The organism is Nocardia cyriacigeorgica, from assembly GCF_010858045.1.
Taxonomy (GTDB): Bacteria; Actinomycetota; Actinomycetes; order Mycobacteriales; family Mycobacteriaceae; genus Nocardia; species Nocardia cyriacigeorgica_E.
This window is the reverse complement of sequence record NZ_JAAGVC010000047.1, coordinates 16,029-38,400: the sequence shown is the minus strand read 5'-3', so window position 1 is coordinate 38,400 and position 22,372 is coordinate 16,029. Positions and strand designations below refer to the sequence as shown.

Sequence of the window (22,372 nt, the reverse complement as noted above, 5' to 3'; positions counted from 1 at the left end):
GGCGCGGGCCCGCGCCCTCCTGCTGCGAGCTGTCCGCGACGTCGTCGCTGGCAGGCGATGCCGCCCGATCGGCACCGGGCTGCCGATCCCGATTCCCATCCGTCGCCCCATCCCGAGCGGACCACCCGGCGTCACGATCGGTACCCGGCCGGCCCGCACCGCGCTCACGATCTCCGGCGGCCGGCTGGTCATCACCACGCCCACGATCCACGCCACCCGGCTGGTCACCGGTGCGCTCACGATCGCCGCCGACCGGCAGGTCATCGCCACGCCGGTGATCGGTTCCGCTCGGCTGGTCGTCGCCGCCGTCGCGGTCGATGCTGCCCGGCCGGTCACCGCCACGCCCACGATCACCGGTACCCAACTCGTCACCGGCGCGCCCACGATCGCCATCAGCCAGCACGTCATCGCCGCGCCCACGATCAGGGCCCCCCGGCATCTCATCGCCGAGGACAGGAGCGGTCAGGTCTCCGACGTCGTGGCGGGCACGGTCGGCGTCGCCGGCGCCGGGTAGGTCGTCGCCGGCACGCGATCCCGCTTGGATGCCCGGCTGTGGATCGCTGAGGACAGGGGCAGCGCGGTGCGGGTCGGCGGTACCTGCGCGCGAATCAGGCTCGGGGGCAGCGTCATCCGGGGTGGCGGTGCGGCGATCGGCGGATTCGTCGGCCGGGGCGAGCGGACCCGAGGTGTCGTCCGCGCCGGTACGATCCGGCCCTCTTCCGGCCGATGTATCGCCGACGGGAACGCGCCCGTCACCTCCGCGCGCTGGACTCGACGCTCCCGCGCCGCTGCGAGCCTCGCCGCTGGACGGCGAGGCATTCGGTGCCGCGTTCGCCGGTGACGCTCCCGTGGGAGCCGCACCTGCGGCAACCGGTGGCGGCGGAGCAACCGGAACCGCTGCCCCGGCCCCGCCTGCTTCACCGGCGCCGTCCATCCCGGCGTCGGGCCCGAGCGGCGTCGGCACGCCGGGCATTCCGTGATGTGCGCCGACTCCGCCGTCACCGCGCGGCTCGGCTTGTAGGCCACCGTCACCGCGCACACCGTCGGCACCGGATGCCGCCCCGGCGCGACTGCCGTCGCGGTCACCGGTGTCACCAGCGGAATCGCCACGGGATGCATCGCCTGCTCGCGAGGCATCGCCCGCCCGGCTGTCACCGTCGCGCGCCGCGTCTGCGGCCCTGCTGTCGCCGTCACCGCGATCGCCGGCATCCCCGGCCCGGCTGTCGCCCGCACGGCCTTCGCCTTCGCCGCGGCCGCTTTCGCCGGCCCGGGTATCGCCGCCGCTGTCGCCGCGCTGGTCGCCCTGGCTCGGTGGCGGCGCCGAACCGTCGTCTACTCGACCGCCGTCACCCTGTGCCGGAGAAGTTCTGCCATCGCCACCCTGGGTTCCGGATTGGTCGCCGGCGGCATTGTTTCCATCCTGGTTCGCGCCGTTGTTGCCACCCTGATTGGCACCGTTGTTCCCACCCTGATTGGCACCGTTGTTACCCCCCTGGTTCGCACCGTTGTTACCACCCTGACCAGCGCCGGTATTACCGCCCTGACCACCGCCGGTATTGCCACCACCGCCCCCCGGCGTACCTCCGCCGCCCGTACCCGGCTGACCGCCCGGCGTCCCGTCACCGGTGCCGGGGGTCCCAGGTCCGCCCGCACCGGAGCCCGGCGCCCCACCCGGACCGAAGATCACCGCGTCGACCCGCGATTGGAAACTCGGCTGGTTGAACAGATCCGGCCGCCGGTTGCTCCAGACCTGGTTCGCCCATGCCTTGTTCGCCCCACTCGCGGCACCGTTGAACACACCTGCGGTGATCGCGCGCGGATCGAAATTGTTGATGGCGTTGCCGAGATTCTTCGTCGCGTCGTCCCAGCCGTCCTGCGCCCAGTCGATGCCGAACTGGGTGCCCAGGCTCGCCGCGTAACCCGCTGTCGCACCGGCCAATCCGGCCGTTGAACCGCTGATCAGCCCGTTGACGATCGGGTTGACGCGCTGCGGCCGGATGACGGTGCCGTCCGGCAGCCGCTGCGGCCCGAGCCAGTTCCCCATCCGGTGCGCCAGCGGCCCCGCCACCGCACCACCCACCGCGGACGACACCGCGGTGACCGCCACCTGCTCCCAGTCGATGCCTTTACGGTTGCCCTGCCAGACCTGATACGCCTGGATACCGAGGTCCTGACCGGTGCCGATGACGGTGTCGATGGCGACATGGCGCACCATGAACTGGAAGAACTTCTTGCGCGCCAGCGATAGAACCATATTGCGGATGGCGCGGGCGGCGGTCTGTCCGATGACCCTGATCGCGATCCGGGTGAGCGCGATCGCCGCCGCCTGCACCGCGGGTGCGGTGGGCGGAAAGATCCAGGCAGCGGCGAGTTCGGCCGCCAGCAGCACCAGCGACGAGATCACCATCAGCTTGGCGTATTCGATCTCGTTCGCCATGTTGTCGGCGGACTCGCCCATGCTGTTGAGTCCCTCGATCAACTGCTCGAGCGAACCCTTGTCCTGCCCCTCGGTCGCGTAGAGCATCGAGTCGAAGGCCTTGGCGATATCCTTCGGCGCTTCGCCCTCGGGGTAGGCGTTCAGCGATACCGTCTTGGCCGCACGGACGTCGGCGATCACCTCTTGGATGGCAGCGGCCGCCGCACGCCAGTCGTCGGCGAGCGAGCGCATATCGTCCTCGTTGCCGTCCGGCCAGTCGGTGCCGGCCACCCAGCCGAGGACGGTGGGGAAATCGATCGCCATCGCGAGCCTGGGTCAGCTCACCAGCCGGAATCGGTGACGCCGTCGTCGCCGTCCGGCTTCGGCACCTCGGCATCGGCGAATTCCGGTGCGGCACTGCCGTCCTCGATCGAGTTACGACTGCGGGCGGCGGGCGCAGCCGTCGACGCCCGCCGCGGTGCCGGCAGGTTGCCGGTGAGGTCCGGCATGCCTTCGATCAGGTCCGACAGTTTCGGCAGCCGGGCTCGCCGGTCGTCGAGCGGGCTCATCAGCTGCTGACCCTTGCGCAGCACCTCGGCATTCGCCTTCTGCGCGGCTTCGGTGACCGCGGCGGCGATCTCGGAGTAGCTCAGGTCCTCGATGTTGGGACCGAACTTCGTCTCGATGACGACACCGTCGGCATTCACGGTGACCGTGACTCGTTTGCGCCGCACGGTGGCGCTGGCAGTGAGCTGCGCGCGTTCATCCTGGATGCGTGCGATCTCCCGGAACTGTTGCCCGACTTCTTCGATCAGGCCGGCCAGCTCCGCCTTCGCGCGTTCGTTCGCCATAGGTATCAGAGGCCTTCGATCACTCGAAAGTGCCCTCGTTGGCCCGCTCCATCTTGCGCAACGCGACCACGGTCTGGGCCTGGCCGCTGCGGAAGTTGTTGAACGAGTTGGCCACATTCTCCAGGTTGCCGGTGAGGCTTTCGCGGGCCGCGAAGTAGCCCTGCTCGCCATCGGTGAACGAAGCGCCGAGTTTGTCGTTGCCCCAAGGTGTTCCGTAGGAGCTGATGGACGCCTCCAGTGTGTTGAGGATACCCTGCACCTTGTCGCGAACCGCACCGGTCTTCTCGGCGGCCTTCTGGAAATCGTCCGGATCAGCCTTGACCTTGTCGGCGCCCATGCTCGCTCCTCACCACCCGCGCGGTCGCCCGCACTCCGTCAGCTCGTCTGCGACTGTGACAGCCGATCGCGAATCCCGAGTAGCGTCGAGTTGAATCGCAGGTGGCGCCGGAGTGGCACGCGGGTACCGCGCGGCGCGGACGGACCTGCCATGATGGCCCGCGTGCGAGTACTGCTGCAACGAGTGACATCTGCGCGGGTCAGCGTCGACGGCGAGGTGGTCGGCAGCATCGACCCCGCCGGGCACGGCGCGCCGCACGGCCTGGTGGCGCTGGTCGGCGTCACCCATGACGACACCGAGACCACCGCTGCCGCGCTGGCGGACAAGCTGTGGCGGTTACGCGTGCTCGACGGCGAACGCAGCGCCGCCGACCTGGACGCGCCGATCCTGGTGGTCAGCCAGTTCACCCTCTACGCCGACACCAGGAAGGGCCGTCGCCCATCCTGGTCGGCGGCAGCGCCAGGTCCGGTCGCCGAACCGCTGGTCGATCATTTCGCCGATGCCCTGCGGGCTCTCGGCGCCACCGTCGCCACGGGACGTTTCGGCGCGCACATGCACATCGAACTGATCAACGACGGGCCGGTCACGATCCTGCTGGAGGGTTGAGGCTGCCCGATTACTCCGGGCGCGGGGTGAGAATGCGGGGCCCGTCTTCGGTGACGGCGACGGTGTGTTCCCAGTGCGCGGCGCGGGAACCGTCGGAGGTGACAACGGTCCAGTCGTCGTCGAGCACATCGGTTTCGCTGGTGCCGAGCGTGAGCATCGGTTCGATGGCCAGCACCGAACCCACCACCAGCAGCGGGCCCTTGCCCGGCTCGCCCTCATTGGGCAGGAACGGCTCCATGTGCATCTCGCGGCCGATGGCGTGGCCGCCGTAGCCGTCGACGATGCCGTAGCTGCGCCCGTGCGCCTTCTCCGCGGCGCGGGTGCCGAGCTCGATGGCGTGCGAGACGTCGGAGAGGCGGTTGTCGGGCAGCATCGCCTCGATACCGGCCTCCATCGACAGCCGGGTGGCCTCGCTCAGCAGCCGGTCGTCCTCGGAGAGTTCGCCGACGCCGAAGGTCCAGGCCGAATCGCCGTGCCAGCCGTCGAGGATGGCGCCGCAGTCGATGGACACCAGATCGCCCTCGACCAGGATCTCCTCGGCCGAGGGGATGCCGTGCACCACCCGGTCGTTGACCGAAGCGCAGATCGAGGCGGGGAAACCCTGGTAGCCCTTGAACGACGGCACCGCGCCGGCGTCACGGATGACCTGCTCGGCCACCTGATCGAGATCGAGCGTCGAGGCGCCCGGCACTGCGGCGGCGCGCACGGCGACCAGGGCGCGACCGACGATCGCTCCCGCGGCCGCCATCGCGTCCACTTCGCCCGCCGTGCGGAACGGCACCACTTTCTTGCGCTTGCGGCCGAAAACCATGGCGCCTCAGTGCTCCATCGTCGAGTGGATGATCAGTGTCCCAGCGCGCGCAGCGCCCGGGCGTTGACCTCGTCGACCTCGCCGACACCGTCGACGGTGACGACCAGGCCGTCGTAGTGCTCGAGCAGCGGCTCGGTCTCCGAGCGGTACACCCGCAGCCGGTTGTCGATGATCTGTTCGTTGTCGTCGCCGCGACCGCGCGCCAGCATGCGCTCCTTGAGCACTTCCTCCGGCACGACGAAGCAGAGCACCGCGTCCAGCTTCTTGTCCATATCGCCGAGGATCTTCTCCAGGGCGTCGGCCTGGTCGACCGTGCGCGGGTAACCGTCGAGCACGAAACCGTTGACAGCGTCGGGCTCGGCCACGCGGGCCTCGACCATCCGGTTGGTCACATCGCTCGGCACCAGATCGCCGGCATCGATGTACTTCTGCGCCTCGCGACCCAGCGGGGTCTGCTGGCTGATGTTCGCGCGGAACAGGTCCCCCGTGGAGATGTGTGGCACACCGAGCTTTTCCGACAGCAGAACGGCTTGCGTGCCCTTGCCTGCACCCGGCGGTCCGAGCAGTACAACTCTCACTTGAGGAACCCTTCGTAATTTCGATTCATCAGTTGGCTTTCGATCTGCTTCACGGTGTCCAAACCGACGCTCACCATGATCAGCACGGCCGTGCCGCCGAACGGCAGGTTCTGCACGCCACCGGTATTACCGATGTCGAGGAACAGGTTCGGCAGGACGGCTACCGCGCCGAGGTAGATCGAGCCGGGGAGGGTGATGCGACTCAGCACGAAACTGAGATGATCGGCAGTCGGCTTACCGGGCCGGTAGCCCGGAATGAAGCCACCGAACTTCTTCATCTCGTCGGCGCGTTCCTCCGGATTGAAGGTGATCGCGACATAGAAGTAGGTGAAGAACACGATCATGCCGAAGTAGATCGCGATGTAGACCGGGTTGCTCGGATTCACCAGATACTTCTGGATGATCTCCTGCCACCAGCTGGGATCCGGATTGTTCTGCGAGCCCGTCAGCTGCGCGATCAGATTCGGCAGATACAGCAGCGAGGACGCGAAGATCACCGGGATCACGCCGGCCTGGTTCACCTTCAACGGCAGATAGGTCGACGAGCCGCCGTACATCTTGCGGCCGACCACGCGCTTGGCGTACTGCACCGGAATCCGGCGCTGACCCTGCTCGACGAAGATCACCGCGACGATGATCGCGAACGCGGCCACACACACCAGGCCGAACACCAGACCACCGCGGCTGTCCAGGATGGCCTTGCCCTCGGTCGGGATGCGGGCGGCGATACCGGCGAAGATCAGCAGCGACATGCCGTTGCCGATACCGCGCTCGGTGATCTGCTCGCCGAACCACATGACCAGCGCCGCACCGGCCGTCATGACCAGCACGATGATGATCATGCCGAAGATGCTGGTGTCGGCGAGGATGTCCTGCTGGCAGCCCTGCAGCAGCTGACCGCGGGCCGCGAGCGCCACCAGACCGGTGGCCTGGAGCACGGCCAGCGCGATGGACAGATAACGCGTGTACTGCGTCATCTTGGTCTGGCCGGCCTGGCCTTCCTTGCGCAGTTCCTCGAACCGCGGGATGACGACCGTCAGCAGCTGGATGATGATGCTCGCGGTGATGTAGGGCATGATGCCGATCGCGAAGACCGACAACTGCAGCAGCGCACCACCGGAGAACAGGTTGATCAGCTGGTAGATACCGGCGTTCTCACCGCCGGAGACCAGGTCGACGCACTCCTGGACCGCCCGATAATCGACACCGGGCGACGGCAACGCGGCACCGGCACGGTACAGCGCGACCAACCCCAGCGTGAAGAGAATCTTCCGCCGTAAGTCCGGAGTCCGGAAGGCCGATACGAAGGCGGAAAGCACAGATCCTCCTGGCGAACGACATGGTCATGCCATGGAACTTTCAGCGGTGGTCCGGAATCAGAAACCCCGGTCCCTCGACGCCGACCCCATGACGAGTCTTGGCAGACAACACTTGAACTCTAACAGTGGCACCGGACGAGTTCTCACTCGTCCGGTGCCGCTGTGGAATTCCTAACGTCAGCCCAGCTCGGTGACGGTGCCACCGGCCGCGGTGATCTTCTCCTTGGCGGAGCCGGAGAACTTGTCCGCGCTGATCTGGACCGCGACGGAGATCTCTCCCTCGCCGAGGACCTTGACCAACTGGTTCTTGCGGACCGCACCGGCAGCGACGAGCTCGTCCTTGCCGATCTGGCCACCCTGCGGGAACAGCTCGGCGATCGCGCCGACGTTCACGACCTGGTACTCGGTCCGGAACGGGTTGGTGAAGCCCTTGAGCTTGGGCAGCCGCATGTGGATCGGCATCTGCCCGCCCTCGAAGGCGGCCGGGACGTTCTTACGAGCCTTGGTGCCCTTGGTACCGCGGCCCGCGGTCTTACCCTTGGAGCCCTCACCGCGACCCACACGGGTCTTCTCGGTCTTGGCGCCGGGGGCAGGACGCAGGTGATGCAACTTGATGGTCATGTCAGACCTCCTCAACTGTTACGAGGTGGCGCACGACGTTGATCAGCCCACGGTTCTGGGCGTTGTCCTCACGGACCACCGACTTGCGGATGCCCCGCAGACCGAGGGTGCGCAGGCTGTCCCGCTGATTCTGCTTGGCGCCGATCGAACTCTTGATCTGGGTCACCTTGAGATCTGCCATGGTCAGACTCCTTGTCCGGCACGGGCACGCAGCATGCCCGCGGGAGCGACGTCCTCGAGCGGCAGACCACGACGGGCCGCGACCTCTTCGGGACGCTGCAGCTGCTTGAGCGCGGCAACGGTCGCGTGCACGACGTTGATCGCGTTGTCGCTACCGAGCGACTTGGCCAGGATGTCGTGGATGCCCGCGCACTCCAGCACGGCGCGCGCGGCACCACCGGCGATCACACCGGTACCCGGGGAAGCCGGACGCAGCATGACCACACCGGCCGCCGCCTCGCCCTGCACCGGGTGGGTGATGGTGGAGCCGATCATCGGGACGCGGAAGAAGCCCTTGCGCGCTTCCTCGACACCCTTCTGGATGGCGGCGGGAACTTCCTTGGCCTTGCCGTAACCGACACCGACCAGGCCGTTGCCGTCACCGACGATGACCAGGGCGGTGAAGCTGAAGCGCCGACCACCCTTCACGACCTTCGACACGCGGTTGATCGCGACGACGCGCTCGAGCTGGTTCTTCTCGGCGGCCTGGTCGCGACGGTCACCGCCACCGCGACGGTCGCCACCACGGCGGTTGTCGCGGCCGCCCTCGGGGGCGCTTCCGTTCTGTCCGGCGGGTCCGTTTCCGCCGTCACGCCTCTGACGTCCCGGCATCAGACGTTCCTTCCGTTCGCAATCTTGATCATCATCAGAACTTCAACCCACCTTCGCGAGCGGCATCGGCCAGCGCGGCGATGCGGCCGTGGTAATCGTGACCACCACGGTCGAACACGACGGCCTCGACACCGGCAGCCTTGGCGCGCTCGGCGATCAGCTCGCCGACCTTCTTGCCCTTGGCGGTCTTGTCGCCGTCGATCGCGCGCACATCGGCCTCGATGCTGGAGGCCGCGGCGATGGTCTTGCCGAGCGAGTCGTCGACCAGCTGGGCGTGCAGGTGCCGCGAGGAGCGGTGCACGACCAGACGCGGACGCTCGGTGGTGCCGGCGACCTTCTTGCGCAGGCGGAAGTGGCGACGGGTCTTCGACAGCCGACGCCGGGTGGAAGCATCCTTGCCCAGCGGAATGCGCTTGGCCTTCTGATTCTCGGTTTGCGCCATGATCACTTACCCGTCTTTCCGACCTTGCGGCGAACGTTCTCGCCGGCGTAGCGGATGCCCTTGCCCTTGTAGGGCTCCGGCTTCCGGTACTTGCGGATGTTGGCGGCGACCTCGCCGACCAGCTGCTTATCGATACCGGCCACCGAGAACTTGGTGGGCGATTCCACCGCGAAGGTGATGCCCTGCGGCGGCTCGGCAACGACCGGGTGGCTGAAGCCGAGGGCGAATTCGAGGTTCTGGCCCTTGAGCGCGACGCGGTAACCGACGCCTGCGATCTCGAGCTTCTTCTCGTAGCCCTTGGTGACGCCTTCGATCATGTTGGCGACCAGGGTGCGGGTCAGGCCGTGCAGGGCACGGCTGCGGCGCTCGTCGTCGGGACGGGCGACCTGGAGCTGACCGTCGTCACCCTTGGTGACGGTGATCGGCTCGGACACCGTCAGCGACAGCTGGCCCTTGGGGCCCTTCACCGCGACATCCTGGCCGTTGATGGTGACTTCGACGCCGGAGGGGATGGCGATGGGCTGCTTACCAATACGCGACATGTCTCTACCTCCCTTACCAGACGTAGGCGAGGACTTCGCCGCCCACGCCGGCTTTGGCTGCCTGACGGTCGGTCAGGAGGCCGGTGGACGTGGAGATGATCGCCACACCGAGGCCGCCGAGGACCTTGGGCAGGTTGGTGGACTTCGCGTACACACGCAGACCCGGCTTCGAGACGCGGCGCAGGCCCTGCAGGCTGCGCTCACGGCTGGGGCCGTACTTCAGATCGACGACGAGGTTCTTGCCAACGGCGGCGTCTTCGGTGCGGTAATCGGCGATGTAACCCTCGCGCTTCAGGATCTCGGCGATGTTCGCCTTGAGCTTGGAGTGCGGAGCCTTCACCTGATCGTGGTACGCCGAGTTGGCGTTGCGCAGACGTGTCAGGAAGTCTGCGATCGGATCAGTCATGGTCATAGTTCGACCTCGACACCTTTCTCGCTGCGGTTCCCATACAGCACCCGCACCCCTTTTCAGGGCACAGATCGTGGGCCTACAGCAATTCGGCTGGTCCGGTCGACCCTTGCCGACCGGATGAGTTCGCATCGCCCGGGCCACCCACACGCAGACCGCATGCGGGCACAGAGGTGCCCAGGCAACCGCTCTAGTGTAGATGGGGGCCTGGTCAGGACCAAATCGGGGTCTACCCGCGGCCCGGGCCGGGTCCGTGCCCGCACAGAGATCACGTTTCCGCCCGCACCCGCCGGTCAACAAGTGGATAGTGCGCGGGTCGGGTGTTCGACCACCGCACTTACTTTTCCGAAACCGGCATCACAGCGCGCATGCGCATATGAGGAGGATCAGGTGCGATCGATCAAAGCGGGCATCGTCGCGGCGGCACTCGCGGCGGCAACCGTGGCAGTGGCGAGCCCGGCACATGCCGACGAACCGCTGCCCGGTGCGCCCGAGGAGCGGATCACCGTCGACATCAATCTGCTCGGCTGCTCCATCGGCGCCGGGCTCGGTGTCGATCTGCTGCTCGCGCTGACGACCGGCCAGGGGTCGAGCACCACCATCGGCTCGGGTCTGGCCACTCGGCTGAAGATGGCCGGCTGCCTGCCCTGGTGACCGGTACCGGATCACGCGACGAGGGCACGGACTCCACCGGAGTCCGTGCCCTCGTTCAGTTCTCGCCTAGCCGATTGCGCTCAGCGCGAGCTCACCAGGAGCTCTTGTGCACGCCGGGCAGCTCGCCGCGGTGCGCCATTTCGCGCAGGCACACGCGGCACAGGCCGAACTTGCGGTAGACCGCGTGCGGGCGGCCGCAGCGCTGGCAGCGGGTGTAGGCCCGGACGGCGAACTTCGGCTTGCGGTTGGCCTTGTTGACCAGAGCTTTCTTAGCCATGTGCTCAGTTCTCCTTGAACGGGAAGCCGAGGTGCTTGAGCAGGGCACGGCCTTCTTCGTTGTTGGTCGCAGTGGTCACGACGGTGATGTCCATACCGCGCGGACGGTCGATGGAGTCCACATCGATCTCGTGGAACATCGACTGCTCGCTCAGACCGAAGGTGTAGTTGCCGTTGCCGTCGAACTGCTTCGGCGACAGACCACGGAAGTCGCGGATACGCGGCAGCGCGATGGAGACCAGGCGGTCCAGGAACTCCCACATCCGGTCGCCGCGCAGGGTGACCTTGGCGCCGATCGGCATGCCCTCACGCAGCTTGAACTGCGCGATGGACTTGGTGGCCTTGCGGATCTCCGGCTTCTGGCCGGTGATCAGGGCCAGGTCGTTGACGGCGCCGTTGATGAGCTTGGCGTCGCGCGCGGCGTCACCGACACCCATGTTCACGACGACCTTCACCACGCCGGGGATCTGCATCACGTTGGCGTAGTTGAATTCCTTGTTCAGCGCGTCCTTGATTTCCTCGCGGTAGCGCTGCTTCAGCCGAGGCTGCACGTTTTCAGTCGTGGTCATGTCAGATGTCCTTCCCGTTGTTACGGGAGATCCGAACCCGCTTGCCGGTCTCTTCGTCGGTCCGGTAGCCGACGCGGGTCGGCTTGCCATCGGAGTCGACGACCATCACGTTGGACACGTGGATCGGGGCTTCCTGGGTCACGATGCCGCCCGAGGAGGCGCCGCGCTGGTTGGCGGAGTTCGCGACGTGCTTCTTGATCCGGTTCACGCCCTCGACGAGGACCTTGTTGGTCGCCGGGTAGGCCTGGATGACCTTGCCCTTGGCGCCCTTGTCCTTACCCGAGATGACGAGCACGGTGTCGCCCTTGTGCACCTTCATGTCAGAGCACCTCCGGGGCCAGCGAGACGATCTTCATGAACTTCTTGTCACGCAGCTCGCGGCCGACCGGGCCGAAGATGCGGGTGCCGCGCGGATCGTTGTCCGGCTTGATGAGCACGGCGGCGTTCTCGTCGAAACGGATGTAGGAACCATCCGGACGACGGCGCTCCTTGGTGGTGCGCACGACGACGGCCTTGACGACGTCACCCCGCTTGACGTTGCCGCCGGGGATGGCGTCCTTCACGGTGGCGACGATGACATCGCCGATACCGGCATAGCGACGCGACGAACCACCGAGAACGCGGATGCAAAGGATTTCCTTCGCTCCCGTGTTGTCGGCGACGCGCAGTCGCGACTCCTGCTGAATCACTTCAGCCTCCTTGACCTGGACGTAAAAGCACGCCGGATTTCCGACCCGACGGGCATGGTCGCGTTGCCACCCGAACGCGCGCCTGCCAGCGGTTTTGTTCGATCCTGACGGACCGACCACTGGGGGTTCACGGCCGGATTGCGGGCACAGCTGCCGCAGGCAACCGGTCTAGTGTAAGGGTTTGCCCAGGTCGGCCCCAAATCGGGGGCGGTCAGCCCGAACGGCGCCGCTGCTTGTGCTCACGCCAGCGTTGCAACATCTGCCGCATGTCTTCTTGGATGAATTCGAAGAACTCCACCGCCTCGGCCATGCGCTGACCCGCCTCGGTATCCGGGCCTGCGACTTCGACTCCTTCTTCCAGGGCGGCCTTCCATCCGTCGACCGAATCGTTGCGCAAGGTCAGCACGGTTTCCCAGACGTCGTCGCGGATGCGGTAGCGGTCTTTGCGGGTGCGCGGAACGCGTTCGCGGGTGATGAACCCGATCTGGGTGAGGAATCGGACCGCACCGGATATCGAGGGCTGACTGGCCTCGAGCGCGTCGGCGAGCTCGGCGGAGGTCATCACCCCGGATTCGCTGATCAGCATGCGCGCGAGCACGCGTGCGGCCATCGGAGGCACCCCGGCTCCGGCCATCGCTCCACCGAGCCGCTCGACGAAGGCCCGCTCGCGTTCGGAGTCCACGGAAATCGGTGTCGGCGCTGCCATGGCACCACAATACCGCAGCAAAATCATCACTATTGCAACTATCAGAAGTACATAATAATATTTATTCATGACCTCCGAACCCCGGGCAGCCGGCGCGGTACCGGCACAGCCCCACCTCCCCGATTTCCCGTCAACCGATCACAGCGGCGCGTCCGATCTGTCGGGCGGCCGCCGCTTCGGCGTGCTGGCCGCCCTCTGTCTTGCTGTTCTGGTGGTCGGCCTGGATACGACCGTGCTCAACGTCGCGCTGCCGACGTTGTCGGTCGATCTGGGCGCATCGACCGAACAACTGCAATGGATCGCGAACTCCTACAACCTGGTGCTCGCGGTGCTCCTGCTGCCCGCTGGACTGCTCGGCGATCGCTTCGGCCGGAAGGCAGTGCTGGCGATCGCGCTGGTGCTGTTCGGTGCCGGCTCTGTGGTGTGCGCGCTGGCGAACAGCGCGAATCAGTTGATCGCGGCGCGCGCTTTCCTCGGCATCGGTGCGGCACTACTCGTGCCCGTGGTGATGTCGCTGATCGCGGTGCTGTTCCCGGATGAGGCCGAACGCAAGAAGGCGATCAACTTCTTCGTCGTCTCCAACAGCATCGGGTTGCCGCTCGGCCCGATCGTCGGAGGCCTTCTGCTGGACCATTTCTCATGGTCGTCGATCTTCTGGATCAATGTCCCGGTCGCCGTCGTGGCCGTAGCGGCCGTGCTCGTGCTGATTCCGGAGTCGCGGAGCTCGGTGCGACCGTCGATCGACTACGCGGGCATCGTCATCTCCTCGGCCGCGCTCGCGGCTTTGGTGTACGGCGTGACCCTGGCCGGTGAACGTGGCTGGGGCGATGCCTTGGCCGTGGTGTTCATGGTCGCGGCCGCGGTGCTGCTGTGTGTGTTCGGCGTGGTGGAGGGCCGGTTCGGCAAACTCGGGCGGCCGACCCCGCTGGTGGATCTGGCACTGCTGCGCTCGCGCTCGTTCTTCTGGGGAACCATGCTCATCACCATCGCGGTGTTTGCGATGTTCGGCCTGTTGTTCACGATGCCGCAGTACTTCCAGGCCATTCAGGGCGCCGATGCGCTCGGAACCGGCCTGAAGCTGCTGCCGTTCATCGGCGGCATGGTGATCGGGGCCAAGTTCGCCACCCCGGTCGATTCCGCGGCGGGCACCCGAGTCACGGTCACGATCGGGTTCCTGATCCTGGCCGCTGGACTCGGCATGGGAGCGATGACCGATGCCGAATCGGGGTACGGCTACGTCGCCACCTGGATCACGATCGCCGGCGTCGGTGCCGGATTCGGCATGCCGTCGGCGATGAACGCCGCAATCGGCGAACTGGATCCGGACCGAGCCGGCTCGGGTTCCTCGCTGATCCAGGCCATGCGTCAGGTGGGCGGCACAGTCGGCATCGCCTTGCTCGGCACCATCGTCAACGCCGTGTACCGCAACTCGGTCGACACCGGCGATCTGCCCGCGGCAGCCGCGGAAACCGTACAAGCCAGCGCCGCCAACGGCATGGCCGTGGCGCACCAGACCGGTTCAGCGGAGCTGGCCGCTTCGGTAACCGGCGCGTTCATCGACAGCATCTCGTCGATGCTGTGGCTGTGCACCGTCATCGGCATCTTCGGCGCGGTGGTGGCGCTCACCTTCCTGCCGCAGCGGGCGAAGGTGGTGGATCCGGCAAGCCTCATGTGACCTCGGCGGCGGCCCGCGTTCGGTAGGAGCGCGGGCCGCAGGCATTTCCGGCGGACGCCAGCGATCGACCCGATGCCGATGCGCCGGTAGCCTCGTTCGGGCCGGTACGTCGGTGCACCATGCGTACCGGCTCAGCGTCTGTGATCGGGGAGAGGAAGCTTTGTGACATCGTCGGGTCGTCCGTTCCTGTTGGACCGCCGCGCGTTCTTGGTCGCTCTCGGGGTGGTGCCTGCGGCGGCGCTGCTGGCGTCGTGTTCGGACGACGAGACCGCACAGCCGTTGAAGCAGGTCGATATGACCGGTTCCGATCCGGCGATCCGGCCGCAGGACGATCTGTACCGGCACGTCAACGGTAAGTGGCTGCGCGAGTACCAGCTGCCGCCGGACAAGGTCGCCTACGGCGCGATCAGTGAGGCCAATGATCGCACCGAACAGCAGTTGCGCGAGATCATCGAGTCCATTTCCGATCCGGAGCCGGGTTCGGAGGCGCAGCAGATCCGGGATCTGTACGACGCGAGGATGAACCTCGACGAGATCGAGCAGCTGGGGCTCACTCCGCTCGAGCCGATGTTCGCCGAGATCGATGGGGCGAAGACGAAGGCGGAGCTGGCCGGAGTGATGGGCGCGCTGCCGATCGGCGGCCTGATCGGGCTGGGCGTCAGTATCGACCGGAAGAATTCCGAGGCCTATATCCCGTCGATCGGCCAGTCCGGTATCGGGCTGAGCGAGCAGTACTACCGCAAGCCCGAGTACGCCGAGCAGCTGGCCGGTTACCGGACCTTCAACGAGCGCCTTGCCGCCGCCGCTGGCCTGCCCGATCCGGCGGGGCTGGCGCAGCGCAACCTCGATCTGGAGACCCGGATCGCGGCCGCGCACTGGGACAATGTGCGCAATCGCGACACCGACGCCACCTACAACCGGATGAGCTGGGATGCCACCAAAGCGCTGGCGCCGCAGTTCGACTGGGACCCGTGGCTTGACGCGACCACCGAGCGCGACAAGGACCTGTTCGCCGAGATCGTGGTGAATCAGCCGTCGTTCGTCACCGAGGCGGGCAAGATCTGGGCCGAGACCGATATCGCGATGTGGCGCGATTATCTGAAGCTCACCCTGCTGCGGCAGTACGCGCGGTTCCTGCCCAAGGCGTTCGCCGACGCCAATTTCGATTTCAACGGACGGCTGATGGCCGGGTTGCAGCAGCGGCCCGAGCTGTGGAAATCCGCGGTCGGCACGGTGGATTCGAATCTGGGCGAACAGCTCGGAAAACTGTATGTGGACAAGCATTTCCCGCCGGAGGCCAAAGAGCGCGCCATGGAGATGGTCGACGATTTGTTCGCCGCCTACCGGGAGAACTTCACCAACTCCTCGTGGATGTCGCCGGAGACCAGGAAGGCCTCGATCGAGAAGCTGGACAAGATCAACACCAAGATCGGCTATCCGGACAAGTGGGTCGATTACTCGGGACTGACGATCACCCGCGGCAAGCTCATCGAATCCCTGCGCGCCGTCAACGATTTCGAGGTCAAGCGTTCCTTCGACCGGCTGGGCACCAAGGTCGACGATTCCGAATGGGCGATGTCGCCGCAGACGGTGAACGCCTACTACATGGCCGCCACCAATGAGATCGCTTTCCCGGCCGCGTATTTGCAGCCGCCGTTCTTCGACAAGGATGCCGAAGCCGCGGTGAACTACGGCGCGGTCGGTGCGACCATCGGCCACGAGATCGGCCACGGCTTCGACGATCAGGGCTCGAAGTTCGACGGTGACGGCAACCGCCGCGATTGGTGGACCGAGGCCGACCGCGCCGCCTTCGACGCCAAGACCCAGCAGCTGATCGAGCAGTACAACGTGCTCGTCCCCGAGGGTCTCGATCCGGAACAGCACGTCAACGGCGAACTCACCGTCGGCGAGAACCTGGCCGACCTGCGCGGGCTGCTGATCGCGCTGGCCGCGTACCGGATCGCCGAAAAGCGCCGTGGCGTGGACGCTCCCGACTATCACACGATGTTCTTGTCCTGGGCGCGCGGCTGGCGCGACAAGCAGACCCGTGAGGTCACCGAGCGGCTGCTGGCCACCGATACCCACTCCCCCAACGAGTTCCGCGCCAATCAGGTGGTGCGCAATATCGAGGAGTTCTACACGACGTTCGGGGTGAAGGAGGGCGACAAGCTGTTCCTGCCGAAGGAGCAGCGCGTCACCCTGTGAGTTCTCGGGCTCGACGTCCGCGCCTCCGCGCATGGGGCGCGGACGTCTCCGATCAGGCGCGACACGACTGCGGCAGTGGTCGCATCAGTCGCGCCGTGTGCGGCATCGCCGCCACCACACCCGCGCCGCGATGCGCGGACCCGGCGGATTCAGCGCGTGCGCCGATCCAGCAGCAGCCCGTTGACCAGGGCATCCAGACCCTGCGCATAGGTGTCCTCGGCCGCCGCCACCAGGAATCGCGGGCCGAGCTCGGCCAAGCGCGGTAACGCCCGCGGGTCGAGATCGGTGAAGATCTGTTCCCGGTAGGTCGGGCGGTCTTCGGCAGCTCGGGCGGCCGAGCGGGTGCGGATGATGATCTCGCCTGCGGTGTAGTGCCAGATCGCGCGGTAGGCGTGCACCGCCTCATCCGCGGACAAACCGCAGTCCATGGCGCCGGCGACGATGCTTTCGGCCACCCAGAGTGCGGAGACGCCGAGCAGGTCGTCGGCGGCGAGGATCTCGACGATCCACGGCCGCGCGGCGAGCACATCTCGCATGGCGGTCGCGGCCACGATGATGCGCTCGCGGGGATCGTCGGGTAGTGGCGGCCATTGCACCCGGTCGGCGTAGTCGTTGAGCAGCAGCCGCAGCAGCTCTTCCTTATCGCGCACGTGGTGGTAGAGCGCCATGGCGGTGCAGCCGAGTTCGGTGGCGAGCCTGCGCATGGTGAGCTTCTCGACGCCGTCGGTATCGATGATCGCGGTGGCGGCCGTGACGATGTCCTGCCTGGAGATTCTCGGTGGACGGCCGGTGCGAGCGGCGGGTGACGACGGCTTCGGCATGCCCCCATCCTGGCCTATCCACAGGCGTAGGTGTGGACAGCATCGTCGGCTGCGGTTAGTTTTTATACGTGTATAAAAACAGACGTGGGCGGCCCGGCGCCGCCTTGACCGCGGTCGCGGTCGCACAGTTCATGGTCGCCCTTGACATGGCGGTGATGAATGTCGCGCTGCCCTCGATCCGCACCGATCTCGGGTTCGCGCCGCTGGATCTGTCGTGGGTGGTGCATATCTACGCGCTCACCTTCGGCGGGTTCCTGCTGCTCGGCGGCAAGTCCTGCGATCTGTTCGGGCGGCGGCGGATCTTCTCCGGCGGGTTGATCGTGTTCGGTCTGGCCTCGGCGGCAGGCGGACTCGCGCAGGAGCCGTGGCAGTTGGTGGCCGCGCGGGCAGTGCAGGGCATCGCGGCAGCGGCGGTGGCGCCTGCCGCGCTCGCCACCCTCACCACCACGTTCCCGGAAGGTCGCGCCAGGCTGCGGGCACTCGGAGTGTGGAGCGCGGTCAATGCGGCGGGCGGGGCGAGCGGCGTACTGTTCGGCGGATTGCTCACCGAGTACGCCGATTGGCGGTGGGTGATGTTGATCAATGTGCCGATCGTGGTGGTGGCGCTGGTGGCCGTGGCGGCGGGGGTCACCCCGGACGCGCGTCGGGCTGATCGCGAACCGCTGGATTACCTCGGGGCTGTTACGGCGACCGCGGGCATCGGTGTGCTGGTCGTCGGTGTGGTGCGCACCGAGCATTACGGCTGGCTGTCCCCCGTCACCGGGCTCACCCTCGCGGCGGGTGCGGTGCTGTTCGCCGGGTTCCTGCTGGTCGAGCGTCGCGCAGCCGCACCGCTGGTACGGCTGGACCTGTTCGGCAACCGCTGGGTGGCCGGTGCGAACGTCTTCGTATTCCTCGCCGCGGCAGGGCAATTCGCGACGTTCTATCTGATGTCGCTGTACATGCAGCAGGTGCTGGGCCTGAGCGCGGGCGTCACGGGGATCGCGTTCGTGCCGTTCTCGGTGACCGTCATCGCGGGCACGGTGCTGGTGACCCGATCCGGGCGGTCGCCACGGTTCTGGCTCGTTCTCGGCGGGCTGGTCACCGCGCTCGGGTTCCTCTGGTTCGCGCAGATCAGCCCCGACGGCAGCGTGGTCGCCGATGTGCTCGGGCCGTCGGTGGTCTCGGGCTTCGGGATGGGCCTGTGCCTGGCGCCGGTGGCCACCGCGGCGACGATCGGCGTCACCGGACGCGAGGCGGGCATGGCGTCGGGGGTGTTCAACAGCTCTCGGCAGCTCGGCGGCAGCGTGGGCGTCGCCGCACTGGCGACGCTCGCCGCGAGCCGCACCTCCGACGTATCCGATCCGGCTGCTCTCAACAGCGGCTACGCCTTCGCCCTCGGCGCCGCCGCGCTGCTGTTCCTCGTGGCCGCCGCGGTGGCCGCCCTCCTGCTCCCGGCCGAAAGCAGCGCCTCGGCCACCGATTCCGGCGACGAACTCGCGCCGGCTACCCGATGAAAGGAATCCCCATGACCCCCATCGATCTGTTCGCCCGTGCCCTGTATTTCCAGCCCGACGGCAAGGTCAGCGAAGGCGAACGCCGGATGGCCGGCGGCTCGGACGGCTGGCACCTCGGCGTCTTCCACGTCGAGACCGACGCCGACCTGCACGCCGACCACTGGGAGATGCACCCCGACTCCGAGGAAGCGGTCTGCTGCCTCTCCGGCTCGCTGCACCTGTACCTGCGCCCGGAACGTGACGGCGAACCCGAAACCACCGTCCACCTCACCGCGGGCACCGCCACCATCGTCCCCAGGGGTCGATGGCACCGGCTGACGTTGGACGAACCGAGCGACATCATGTCGATCGGCATCCGCGCGGGCAGCAAGCTGGAGCGCGTTGCCGGGTAATCGGCTCAGCTCTCGGCGGCCTTGCGGTACCCACGCACCGCGAGGCCGCCGAAGACGACGATCAGGCCGGCCGACCAGGCGATGGTCTGGAGTAGCGGGGTGGCTATCGGGCCGCCGAGGAGGAAGCCGCGCATGGCTTCGATGGCGCAGCTCATGGGCTGGCCCGCGACGATGGGCTGGAGCCAGCCGGGGTAGTTCTGCACGGCGACGAAGCCGGAGTTGAAGAACATGCCGACGAGCACGACGATGGCGAAGATCTGGGTGACCTGGCCGCCGATGCGGCTGACGCCGACCATGACGACCAGCGGGGTGAACCCGGCGATCACGATCACCGGCACCGCGAGTACGCCGAACACTCCGGTCCAGCCGTTCTGGAAGCGCAGGCCGAGCAGCAGGCCGACCGCGATCACCACGACGGTGGCGGCGAGGGCGCGCACGCATTCGGCGAGCAGGCGGCCGATGAGTCCGGCGCCGCGATGCACCGGCAGCACCCAGAAGCGGCGCAGCAGCCCGCTTTCGCGCTCCCCGAACAGCGACATGCCGGTGCCCATCGCGCCGTACATGGCGCCGGCGACGGCGATCATCGGCACGAAACCGTAGATCGGTTCCACCCCGCCCACCGCGCCGAGGGTTTTGCCGAGCACCAGTTTGTACATGAGCAGCAACAGGATCGGCAGCACCAGCGTGCTGGTCAGCACCTCCTGCTGACGGCTCCAGCGGCGCAGCAGCCGCCCGGTCTCCACCAGGCTCTGATCGATCAGCGCGTTCACCGGCGCTTCCTTTCCACCCACACCGACACGACCGCGGCGAACACCAGCATGCCCGCGATCCAGATGCTCGCCACTGTCAACTCGGAGGTGAACCGGCCGTCGGCCAGCCCGCGCAGCGCATCGGTCACCTGGGAGACCGGCTGATTGCGGACGAACGGCTGGATCCAGCCGGGAAAACCCTCCGCCGGAACGAAACCGGTGGACATCATCACCAGCAGCAGTTGCGGCGCGAACAGCACCGTCGCGCCGAGTTCGGGATTGGCGGTGAAGGTGCCGAGCGCATCGGCGGCCACCACCAGTGCCGCGCCGAACGCCAGCGCGACCGCCACGAACACCACTGCCGGTCCCACACCATGGAACCGGAATCCGAAGATCGTGCCGATCACCAGCGCACCGATCAGCGCCGACAGCGCGCGCACCAGATTCGCCGACATCCGCGCCGACGGCGGCACCCACGCCCGCACCGGCATGGCCCGCAATCGAGTCCCCATCCCGCCCGCGACCTCACGCGCGGCCCGGTCGCCGGCGAACATCGAGGTGAAGAACATCGACTGCACCACGATCAACGGCAGCAGGTACTGCGCGTAATCGATGCCGACGGCTTCCATCGACTTGCGCAGCGGCACATAGAAGCAGACGAAGAAAACCAGCGGCGAGGCGAACCCGAGGATCAGATCGCCCTCACGGATGGCGGCGCGGATGCCGCGCTCGCTCAACGCGCTCCATTGCAGGCCCGGTGGAACTCGCAGCGCCGCAACCTCGTCGCGCACACTCGGCGCCGCGGCCCCGATCGGCGCGTGCTCGGCGATGCCCTGGCTCATGCCGCCACCTCCACACGCTGCTCGTTCGCCCCGGCTGTGCGGCCACGCAATTTCAGTTCCCGGAGGAATGCATTCGAGCCAGCGTTCGGCGCCAGGCTGGTGGACTCGGCCTTCGTCGCCGGCCGGGGCCGGGCGTGATGCACACCGCTACGGGCGTGGACGACCGCTGCGACCCCAGGCGTCACTGAAGCCGCGCTGATCCCGATCACGCGGTGGCCGCCACAGCCGGCGGCGCGGTCCACCTCAGGCACCCGCGATTCCGGCGCTATCTGTCCCGCGATCATGCCGAGACCTCGACGACGGCATCGGCCGGCTTGGTCAACTGGATGAACACCTCGTCCAGCGACGGGCGGCGCAGCGCGATATCGATGAGTTCGATATTCGCGGCGGTGATCCGGTTCAGCGCCTCCGACAGCGTCACGGCACCGTCCGGGGCGGGCAGCGACACCCGGTCGGCGGATTCGGCGACAGTGCAGGCGCCCAGCTCGCTGAGAGCGGCGACTACGGCGGGCACATCGCCTGCGTCGACCGGGACGACCTCGCAGTAGCTCGAGCCCGAACGCGCCTTGAGTTCGTCGGCGGTGCCTTCGGCGATCACCGTGCCCTTGTCGACGACGATGATGTTGTCGCTGAGGGCGTCGGCCTCTTCGAGGTACTGGGTGGTGAGCAGGATGGTGACGCCCTGCTGCTTCAACTCGCGCACCAGCGTCCACAGGTTCTGCCTGCTGACCGGGTCGAGTCCGGTGGTCGGCTCGTCAAGGAACACCACGCGCGGGGATCGCACCAGGCCGCAGGCGATGTCGATGCGGCGGCGCATACCGCCGGAGTACTGCCCGACCCGGCGGTCGGCCGCCTCGGTGAGGGTGAAGCGTTCCAGCAGTTCGTCGGCGCGCTGCCGGGCCGCCTTGCGGCGCAGGCCCATCAACCGGCCGAACAGCACCAGGTTCTCCCGGCCGGTGAGCGTCTCGTCCAGCGCGGCGTACTGGCCGGTGAGCATGATCGACTCACGCACCCGCTCGGCCTGGGTGACCACATCGAACCCGGCCACGTTCGCCCGACCGGCGTCGGGTTTGACCAGGGTCGACAGCACGGAGACCGTCGTGGTCTTCCCGGCACCATTGGGCCCGAGCACGCCGAGCACACTGCCCGCCGGCACACCGAAGCTGATGCCGCGCAAGGCTTTCACCTCGCCGAAGGACTTCTCGACGCCGTCGACGACGATCGCCGCATCCGATCCTGACACTTGCCGCTCCATTCTGGAGTTCACTCCCCTGCGTTGCTCTCTGGTGCTCATGCCCTGCGAACCTGCAGCGCGAGCGGGTCATCCGGGCCATGTCGACGTAGCTCTTGGACTCATGGCGCCGGCCGCACCATCGCGGCAGATTCCTCGTCGTCCCACCGCGCAGCCCGATCGCCGCCGCCGAACCGCGCGCATGCACTTGTTCAGTTCGGCCATATCGGCGAACCGGCCGTGGCGAACCGGTCGTGGTGCGCTGGCCGTGGTGCGCTGGCCGTGGTGCGCTGGCCGTGGTGCG

The 22,372-nt window shown here is 67.3% G+C and carries 27 protein-coding genes; 6 read left to right on the top strand and 21 right to left on the bottom strand.

The window, feature by feature from the left end; translation table 11 throughout:
* The 3 genes from GV790_RS30600 to GV790_RS25605 form a co-directional block, all read right to left on the bottom strand.
* Positions 1–2,740: WXG100-like domain-containing protein (locus GV790_RS30600; protein WP_445668760.1), on the bottom strand; the 2,740-nt coding region annotated here is incomplete at its 3' end.
* 17 nt (positions 2,741–2,757) lie between these two features.
* Complete coding sequence (locus GV790_RS25610; protein WP_163816899.1) at positions 2,758–3,267, bottom strand: YbaB/EbfC family nucleoid-associated protein; 510 nt, start codon at positions 3,265–3,267, stop codon at positions 2,758–2,760.
* Between the two features lie 19 nt (positions 3,268–3,286).
* On the bottom strand, positions 3,287–3,604 hold the full coding sequence (locus tag GV790_RS25605) for a hypothetical protein (RefSeq protein ID WP_163816898.1): 318 nt from the start codon (positions 3,602–3,604) through the stop codon (positions 3,287–3,289).
* 162 nt (positions 3,605–3,766) lie between these two features.
* Here GV790_RS25605 and dtd point away from each other — a divergent pair, with 162 nt between their 5' ends.
* Positions 3,767–4,210 carry a D-aminoacyl-tRNA deacylase gene (gene dtd, locus GV790_RS25600; RefSeq protein ID WP_163816897.1) on the top strand — a complete coding sequence of 148 codons (444 nt, stop codon included), beginning with the start codon at positions 3,767–3,769 and terminating at the stop codon, positions 4,208–4,210.
* A 10-nt stretch (positions 4,211–4,220) separates the two neighbouring features.
* Here dtd and map read toward each other — a convergent pair whose 3' ends face one another.
* The 9 genes from map to rpsH form a co-directional block, all read right to left on the bottom strand.
* Entirely contained in the window at positions 4,221–5,021 is an 801-nt protein-coding gene (gene map / locus GV790_RS25595; protein WP_163816896.1) for a type I methionyl aminopeptidase, read from the bottom strand.
* 32 nt (positions 5,022–5,053) lie between these two features.
* Positions 5,054–5,599: an adenylate kinase gene (locus GV790_RS25590; RefSeq protein ID WP_163816895.1), complete on the bottom strand. Its 546-nt coding sequence runs from the start codon at positions 5,597–5,599 to the stop codon at positions 5,054–5,056.
* Entirely contained in the window at positions 5,596–6,918 is a 1,323-nt protein-coding gene (gene secY / locus GV790_RS25585; RefSeq protein ID WP_036533252.1) for a preprotein translocase subunit SecY, read from the bottom strand. Before secY ends, GV790_RS25590 begins: the two co-directional genes overlap by 4 nt.
* Before the next feature lie 177 nt (positions 6,919–7,095).
* Positions 7,096–7,539: a 50S ribosomal protein L15 gene (rplO, locus tag GV790_RS25580; RefSeq protein ID WP_036533250.1), complete on the bottom strand. Its 444-nt coding sequence runs from the start codon at positions 7,537–7,539 to the stop codon at positions 7,096–7,098.
* 1 nt (position 7,540) lies between these two features.
* Positions 7,541–7,720, bottom strand: a complete 180-nt coding sequence (gene rpmD, locus GV790_RS25575; protein WP_014349110.1) for a 50S ribosomal protein L30 — start codon at positions 7,718–7,720, stop codon at positions 7,541–7,543.
* Between the two features lie 2 nt (positions 7,721–7,722).
* Complete coding sequence (rpsE, locus tag GV790_RS25570) at positions 7,723–8,370, bottom strand: 30S ribosomal protein S5 (protein ID WP_014349109.1); 648 nt, start codon at positions 8,368–8,370, stop codon at positions 7,723–7,725.
* Between the two features lie 34 nt (positions 8,371–8,404).
* Positions 8,405–8,812 carry a 50S ribosomal protein L18 gene (gene rplR, locus GV790_RS25565; RefSeq protein WP_036533271.1) on the bottom strand — a complete coding sequence of 136 codons (408 nt, stop codon included), beginning with the start codon at positions 8,810–8,812 and terminating at the stop codon, positions 8,405–8,407.
* 2 nt (positions 8,813–8,814) lie between these two features.
* Complete coding sequence (gene rplF / locus GV790_RS25560; protein WP_036533248.1) at positions 8,815–9,354, bottom strand: 50S ribosomal protein L6; 540 nt, start codon at positions 9,352–9,354, stop codon at positions 8,815–8,817.
* Between the two features lie 13 nt (positions 9,355–9,367).
* On the bottom strand, positions 9,368–9,766 hold the full coding sequence (rpsH, locus tag GV790_RS25555; RefSeq protein ID WP_014349106.1) for a 30S ribosomal protein S8: 399 nt from the start codon (positions 9,764–9,766) through the stop codon (positions 9,368–9,370).
* Positions 9,767–10,153: 387 nt separating this feature from the next.
* Here rpsH and GV790_RS25550 point away from each other — a divergent pair, with 387 nt between their 5' ends.
* Complete coding sequence (locus GV790_RS25550) at positions 10,154–10,417, top strand: hypothetical protein (RefSeq protein ID WP_163816894.1); 264 nt, start codon at positions 10,154–10,156, stop codon at positions 10,415–10,417.
* 91 nt (positions 10,418–10,508) lie between these two features.
* Here the strand turns inward: GV790_RS25550 and GV790_RS25545 are convergent, their stop codons facing one another.
* The 5 genes from GV790_RS25545 to GV790_RS25525 form a co-directional block, all read right to left on the bottom strand.
* A complete protein-coding gene (locus GV790_RS25545; RefSeq protein WP_014349101.1) occupies positions 10,509–10,694 on the bottom strand; it encodes a type Z 30S ribosomal protein S14 in 186 nt (61 codons plus the stop codon).
* A 4-nt stretch (positions 10,695–10,698) separates the two neighbouring features.
* A complete protein-coding gene (gene rplE, locus GV790_RS25540) occupies positions 10,699–11,262 on the bottom strand; it encodes a 50S ribosomal protein L5 (RefSeq protein ID WP_036533246.1) in 564 nt (187 codons plus the stop codon).
* 1 nt (position 11,263) lies between these two features.
* The gene (gene rplX / locus GV790_RS25535; RefSeq protein WP_014349099.1) at positions 11,264–11,581 is read right to left on the bottom strand and encodes a 50S ribosomal protein L24; all 318 of its coding nucleotides are present in this window, start codon (positions 11,579–11,581) and stop codon (positions 11,264–11,266) included.
* Position 11,582: 1 nt separating this feature from the next.
* A complete protein-coding gene (gene rplN, locus GV790_RS25530) occupies positions 11,583–11,951 on the bottom strand; it encodes a 50S ribosomal protein L14 (protein ID WP_033244618.1) in 369 nt (122 codons plus the stop codon).
* A gap of 211 nt (positions 11,952–12,162) precedes the next feature.
* Positions 12,163–12,657 (bottom strand): GbsR/MarR family transcriptional regulator, encoded by a 495-nt coding sequence (locus GV790_RS25525; RefSeq protein WP_163816892.1) that lies wholly within the window; start codon positions 12,655–12,657, stop codon positions 12,163–12,165.
* 67 nt (positions 12,658–12,724) lie between these two features.
* Here GV790_RS25525 and GV790_RS25520 point away from each other — a divergent pair, with 67 nt between their 5' ends.
* Positions 12,725–14,332 carry a DHA2 family efflux MFS transporter permease subunit gene (locus tag GV790_RS25520; protein ID WP_163816889.1) on the top strand — a complete coding sequence of 536 codons (1,608 nt, stop codon included), beginning with the start codon at positions 12,725–12,727 and terminating at the stop codon, positions 14,330–14,332.
* Positions 14,333–14,494: 162 nt separating this feature from the next.
* Positions 14,495–16,537, top strand: coding sequence for a M13 family metallopeptidase (locus tag GV790_RS25515; protein ID WP_280213553.1), 2,043 nt, complete (start codon positions 14,495–14,497; stop codon positions 16,535–16,537).
* A 149-nt stretch (positions 16,538–16,686) separates the two neighbouring features.
* Here the strand turns inward: GV790_RS25515 and GV790_RS25510 are convergent, their stop codons facing one another.
* Entirely contained in the window at positions 16,687–17,358 is a 672-nt protein-coding gene (locus GV790_RS25510; RefSeq protein ID WP_163816887.1) for a TetR/AcrR family transcriptional regulator, read from the bottom strand.
* 68 nt (positions 17,359–17,426) lie between these two features.
* On the opposite strand from GV790_RS25510, the gene GV790_RS25505 reads away from it, so the two are divergent.
* Together GV790_RS25505 and GV790_RS25500 are read left to right on the top strand one after the other, a co-directional pair.
* Complete coding sequence (locus GV790_RS25505) at positions 17,427–18,854, top strand: MFS transporter (protein WP_280213551.1); 1,428 nt, start codon at positions 17,427–17,429, stop codon at positions 18,852–18,854.
* Positions 18,855–18,865: 11 nt separating this feature from the next.
* Positions 18,866–19,246 (top strand): cupin domain-containing protein, encoded by a 381-nt coding sequence (locus GV790_RS25500; RefSeq protein ID WP_228806024.1) that lies wholly within the window; start codon positions 18,866–18,868, stop codon positions 19,244–19,246.
* 5 nt (positions 19,247–19,251) lie between these two features.
* On the opposite strand, the gene GV790_RS25495 is transcribed toward GV790_RS25500, so the two are convergent.
* The 3 genes from GV790_RS25495 to GV790_RS25485 form a co-directional block, all read right to left on the bottom strand.
* Positions 19,252–20,016, bottom strand: coding sequence for an ABC transporter permease (locus GV790_RS25495; protein ID WP_163816883.1), 765 nt, complete (start codon positions 20,014–20,016; stop codon positions 19,252–19,254).
* Positions 20,013–20,837 carry an ABC transporter permease gene (locus GV790_RS25490; RefSeq protein ID WP_256673527.1) on the bottom strand — a complete coding sequence of 275 codons (825 nt, stop codon included), beginning with the start codon at positions 20,835–20,837 and terminating at the stop codon, positions 20,013–20,015. Before GV790_RS25490 ends, GV790_RS25495 begins: the two co-directional genes overlap by 4 nt.
* A gap of 280 nt (positions 20,838–21,117) precedes the next feature.
* Positions 21,118–22,080 (bottom strand): ATP-binding cassette domain-containing protein, encoded by a 963-nt coding sequence (locus tag GV790_RS25485; RefSeq protein ID WP_163816882.1) that lies wholly within the window; start codon positions 22,078–22,080, stop codon positions 21,118–21,120.
* Between the last annotated feature and the right edge of the window lie 292 nt (positions 22,081–22,372).